The sequence below is a fragment of the Mangrovibacillus cuniculi genome (assembly GCF_015482585.1).
GTDB lineage: Bacteria > Bacillota > Bacilli > Bacillales > R1DC41 > Mangrovibacillus > Mangrovibacillus cuniculi.
The window spans coordinates 2,807,501-2,812,500 of sequence record NZ_CP049742.1 but is presented as its reverse complement, the minus strand read 5'-3'; the positions used below and the strand labels follow the sequence as shown (position 1 = coordinate 2,812,500).

The window sequence follows — 5,000 nt, the reverse complement described above, 5'->3', positions numbered from 1 at the left end:
CGTGAGGCTAGCCCTAAAGCTATTTCGGAGAGAACCAGCTATCTCCAAGTTCGATTGGAATTTCTCCGCTACCCACACCTCATCCCCGCACTTTTCAACGTGCGTGGGTTCGGGCCTCCATTCAGTGTTACCTGAACTTCACCCTGGACATGGGTAGATCACCTGGTTTCGGGTCTACGACCTCATACTCATTCGCCCTATTCAGACTCGCTTTCGCTGCGGCTCCGTCTTCTAAAACTTAACCTTGCATGAAATCGTAACTCGCCGGTTCATTCTACAAAAGGCACGCTATCACCCATTAACGGGCTCTAACTACTTGTAGGCACACGGTTTCAGGATCTATTTCACTCCCCTTCCGGGGTGCTTTTCACCTTTCCCTCACGGTACTGGTTCACTATCGGTCACTAGGGAGTATTTAGCCTTGGGAGATGGTCCTCCCGGATTCCGACGGAATTTCACGTGTTCCGCCGTACTCAGGATCCACTCAGGAGAGAACAAGATTTCGACTACAGGGCTTTTACCTTCTCTTGCGGACCTTTCCAGGTCGCTTCATCTACCTCGTTCTTTTGTAACTCCGTATAGAGTGTCCTACAACCCCAAGAGGCAAGCCTCTTGGTTTGGGCTGTTCCCGTTTCGCTCGCCGCTACTAAGGGAATCGCGTTTGCTTTCTCTTCCTCCGGGTACTTAGATGTTTCAGTTCCCCGGGTCTGCCTTCCAACTCCTATGTATTCAGAGAAGGATACTGTTCCATTACGAACAGTGGGTTTCCCCATTCGGAAATCTCCGGATCAAAGCTTACTTACAGCTCCCCGAAGCATATCGTTGTTAGTGACGTCCTTCATCGGCTCCTAGTGCCAAGGCATCCACCGTGCGCCCTTATTAACTTAACCGTTAATAATGCTATATTTTTTCTTACCATAATGGAAAGAAATCTTAAGATGGCGATTCTCGGTTTTAATTGCTTTGGTGTCTTACAGTATTTAGTTTTCAAAGAACAAAAGTTTTGATGGATTGAACCATCAAAACTAAACAAACCAATATATGTGCCGAACGTCAGTACTTCCGAAGAAGTACTGTTCCGTAATATATCCTTAGAAAGGAGGTGATCCAGCCGCACCTTCCGATACGGCTACCTTGTTACGACTTCACCCCAATCATCTGTCCCACCTTAGGCGGCTGGCTCCAAAAGGTTACCCCACCGACTTCGGGTGTTACAAACTCTCGTGGTGTGACGGGCGGTGTGTACAAGGCCCGGGAACGTATTCACCGCGGCATGCTGATCCGCGATTACTAGCGATTCCAGCTTCATGTAGGCGAGTTGCAGCCTACAATCCGAACTGAGAACGGTTTTATGGGATTGGCTTAACCTCGCGGTCTTGCAGCCCTTTGTACCGTCCATTGTAGCACGTGTGTAGCCCAGCTCATAAGGGGCATGATGATTTGACGTCATCCCCACCTTCCTCCGGTTTGTCACCGGCAGTCACCTTAGAGTGCCCAACTGAATGATGGCAACTAAGATCAAGGGTTGCGCTCGTTGCGGGACTTAACCCAACATCTCACGACACGAGCTGACGACAACCATGCACCACCTGTCACTCTGTCCCCCGAAGGGGAACGCCCTATCTCTAGGGTTGTCAGAGGATGTCAAGAGCTGGTAAGGTTCTTCGCGTTGCTTCGAATTAAACCACATGCTCCACCGCTTGTGCGGGCCCCCGTCAATTCCTTTGAGTTTCAGTCTTGCGACCGTACTCCCCAGGCGGAGTGCTTAATGCGTTAGCTGCAGCACTGAAGGGCGGAAACCCTCCAACACTTAGCACTCATCGTTTACGGCGTGGACTACCAGGGTATCTAATCCTGTTTGCTCCCCACGCTTTCGCGCCTCAGTGTCAGTTACAGACCAGAAAGTCGCCTTCGCCACTGGTGTTCCTCCACATCTCTACGCATTTCACCGCTACACGTGGAATTCCACTTTCCTCTTCTGCACTCAAGTTTCCCAGTTTCCAATGACCCTCCACGGTTGAGCCGTGGGCTTTCACATCAGACTTAAGAAACCACCTGCGCGCGCTTTACGCCCAATAATTCCGGACAACGCTTGCCACCTACGTATTACCGCGGCTGCTGGCACGTAGTTAGCCGTGGCTTTCTGGTTAGGTACCGTCAAGGTACCGCCCTATTCGAACGGTACTTGTTCTTCCCTAACAACAGAGTTTTACGATCCGAAAACCTTCTTCACTCACGCGGCGTTGCTCCGTCAGACTTTCGTCCATTGCGGAAGATTCCCTACTGCTGCCTCCCGTAGGAGTCTGGGCCGTGTCTCAGTCCCAGTGTGGCCGATCACCCTCTCAGGTCGGCTACGCATCGTCGCCTTGGTGAGCCGTTACCTCACCAACTAGCTAATGCGCCGCGGGTCCATCTGTAAGTGATAGCCGAAGCCACCTTTGAATCATCTGTCATGCGACAAATGATGTTATTCGGTATTAGCCCCGGTTTCCCGGAGTTATCCCAATCTTACAGGCAGGTTACCCACGTGTTACTCACCCGTCCGCCGCTAACTTGCGGGAGCAAGCTCCCACAAGTCCGCTCGACTTGCATGTATTAGGCACGCCGCCAGCGTTCGTCCTGAGCCAGGATCAAACTCTCCAATAGATGTTTGATTAGCTCATAAAAAACTTGTTTTGTTGTTTCCTAGAAACAACTGAATTAAACGTTGGCACTTGGTTTGTTTAGTTTTCAAAGTTCAATAATAAAATTGGTGGAGCCTAGCGGGATCGAACCGCTGACCTCCTGCGTGCAAAGCAGGCGCTCTCCCAGCTGAGCTAAGGCCCCGTAATCTGTTAAATATGTAATGGTCGGGAAGACAGGATTCGAACCTGCGACCCCTTGGTCCCAAACCAAGTGCTCTACCAAGCTGAGCTACTCCCCGATATATATGGCGCGCCCGAGAGGAGTCGAACCCCTAACCTTTTGATCCGTAGTCAAACGCTCTATCCAATTGAGCTACGGGCGCTTTTAAATTTTTAAGAATGGTGCCGAGGACCGGAATCGAACCGGTACGGTAGTCACCTACCGCAGGATTTTAAGTCCTGTGCGTCTGCCAGTTCCGCCACCCCGGCACTATCTAATTGTTGGAGCGGAAGACGGGATTCGAACCCGCGACCCCCACCTTGGCAAGGTGGTGTTCTACCACTGAACTACTTCCGCGTTATGAAATTATGCGGGTGAAGGGAGTCGAACCCCCACGCCTTGCGGCGCTAGATCCTAAGTCTAGTGCGTCTGCCAATTCCGCCACACCCGCAAATGGTGAGCCATGAAGGATTCGAACCTTCGACCCTCTGATTAAAAGTCAGATGCTCTACCAACTGAGCTAATGGCTCTTTATAAACTAAAGAGAAAATGGTGCCGGCGATAGGAGTCGAACCCACGACCTACTGATTACAAGTCAGTTGCTCTACCAACTGAGCTACACCGGCAAATATATGGTGGAGGATGACGGGATCGAACCGCCGACCCCCTGCTTGTAAGGCAGGTGCTCTCCCAGCTGAGCTAATCCTCCGTATTTTAAGCCTGGCGACGTCCTACTCTCACAGGGGGAGAACCCCCAACTACCATTGGCGCTGAGAAGCTTAACTGCCGTGTTCGGGATGGGAACGGGTGTGACCTTCTCGCTATCGCCACCAGACTCTATGTACATGTAAAAGAACGTTGTTCTTTCAAAACTAAATACTGCGCGCCACCAAAGCGTATTGCCGAGAATCACCAAGTTTGACTTGGTTAAGTCCTCGATCGATTAGTATTCGTCAGCTCCACATGTCGCCATGCTTCCACCTCGAACCTATCTACCTGATCATCTTTCAGGGATCTTACTTCTTACGAATGGGAAATCTCATCTTGAGGGGGCTTCATGCTTAGATGCTTTCAGCACTTATCCCTTCCGCACATAGCTACCCAGCGATGCCTTTGGCAAGACAACTGGTACACCAGCGGTGCGTCCATCCCGGTCCTCTCGTACTAAGGACAGCTCCTCTCAAATTTCCTACGCCCACGACGGATAGGGACCGAACTGTCTCACGACGTTCTGAACCCAGCTCGCGTACCGCTTTAATGGGCGAACAGCCCAACCCTTGGGACCGACTACAGCCCCAGGATGCGATGAGCCGACATCGAGGTGCCAAACCTCCCCGTCGATGTGGACTCTTGGGGGAGATAAGCCTGTTATCCCCGGGGTAGCTTTTATCCGTTGAGCGATGGCCCTTCCATGCGGAACCACCGGATCACTAAGCCCGACTTTCGTCCCTGCTCGACTTGTAGGTCTCGCAGTCAAGCTCCCTTGTGCCTTTACACTCTACGAATGATTTCCAACCATTCTGAGGGAACCTTTGGGCGCCTCCGTTACCTTTTAGGAGGCGACCGCCCCAGTCAAACTGCCCACCTGACACTGTCTCCCACCCCGATAAGGGGCGCGGGTTAGAAGTTCAATACAGCCAGGGTAGTATCCCACCAATGCCTCCACCGAAGCTGGCGCTCCGGCTTCCAAGGCTCCTACCTATCCTGTACAAGCTGTACCAAAATTCAATATCAGGTTGCAGTAAAGCTCCACGGGGTCTTTCCGTCCTGTCGCGGGTAACCTGCATCTTCACAGGTACTATAATTTCACCGAGTCTCTCGTTGAGACAGTGCCCAGATCGTTACGCCTTTCGTGCGGGTCGGAACTTACCCGACAAGGAATTTCGCTACCTTAGGACCGTTATAGTTACGGCCGCCGTTTACTGGGGCTTCGGTTCAGAGCTTCGCGTGAGCTAACCCCTCTCCTTAACCTTCCAGCACCGGGCAGGCGTCAGCCCCTATACTTCGCCTTGCGGCTTCGCAGAGACCTGTGTTTTTGCTAAACAGTCGCCTGGGCCTATTCACTGCGGCTCTCTCGGGCTTTCACCCTATCAGAGCACCCCTTATCCCGAAGTTACGGGGTCATTTTGCCGAGTTCCTTAACGAGAGTTCTCTCG

At 51.9% G+C, this 5,000-nt stretch carries 9 tRNA genes and 4 rRNA genes (2 of these 13 running past the window's edge); all 13 read right to left on the bottom strand.

The window, feature by feature from the left end:
* Positions 1–890 (bottom strand): 23S ribosomal RNA (locus tag G8O30_RS14210); it reaches 2,041 nt to the left of the window's first position.
* Positions 891–1,095: 205 nt separating this feature from the next.
* A 16S ribosomal RNA gene (locus G8O30_RS14205) occupies positions 1,096–2,646 on the bottom strand.
* Between the two features lie 104 nt (positions 2,647–2,750).
* Positions 2,751–2,826, bottom strand: a tRNA-Ala gene (locus tag G8O30_RS14200).
* A 20-nt stretch (positions 2,827–2,846) separates the two neighbouring features.
* Positions 2,847–2,923: transfer RNA gene (locus tag G8O30_RS14195), tRNA-Pro, on the bottom strand.
* Between the two features lie 7 nt (positions 2,924–2,930).
* A tRNA-Arg gene (locus G8O30_RS14190) sits at positions 2,931–3,007 on the bottom strand.
* A gap of 17 nt (positions 3,008–3,024) precedes the next feature.
* Positions 3,025–3,113: transfer RNA gene (locus G8O30_RS14185), tRNA-Leu, on the bottom strand.
* 13 nt (positions 3,114–3,126) lie between these two features.
* A tRNA-Gly gene (locus G8O30_RS14180) sits at positions 3,127–3,201 on the bottom strand.
* Positions 3,202–3,213: 12 nt separating this feature from the next.
* Positions 3,214–3,295: transfer RNA gene (locus G8O30_RS14175), tRNA-Leu, on the bottom strand.
* 3 nt (positions 3,296–3,298) lie between these two features.
* Positions 3,299–3,374, bottom strand: a tRNA-Lys gene (locus G8O30_RS14170).
* Positions 3,375–3,394: 20 nt separating this feature from the next.
* Positions 3,395–3,470 (bottom strand) — tRNA-Thr (locus G8O30_RS14165).
* Between the two features lie 7 nt (positions 3,471–3,477).
* A tRNA-Val gene (locus tag G8O30_RS14160) sits at positions 3,478–3,553 on the bottom strand.
* Positions 3,554–3,562: 9 nt separating this feature from the next.
* Positions 3,563–3,679: ribosomal RNA gene (gene rrf, locus G8O30_RS14155) — 5S ribosomal RNA — on the bottom strand.
* Between the two features lie 88 nt (positions 3,680–3,767).
* Positions 3,768–5,000, bottom strand: a 23S ribosomal RNA gene (locus tag G8O30_RS14150); it runs 1,698 nt beyond the window's last position.
* The 16S, 23S and 5S rRNA genes sit together here with 9 tRNA genes alongside, the layout of an rRNA operon.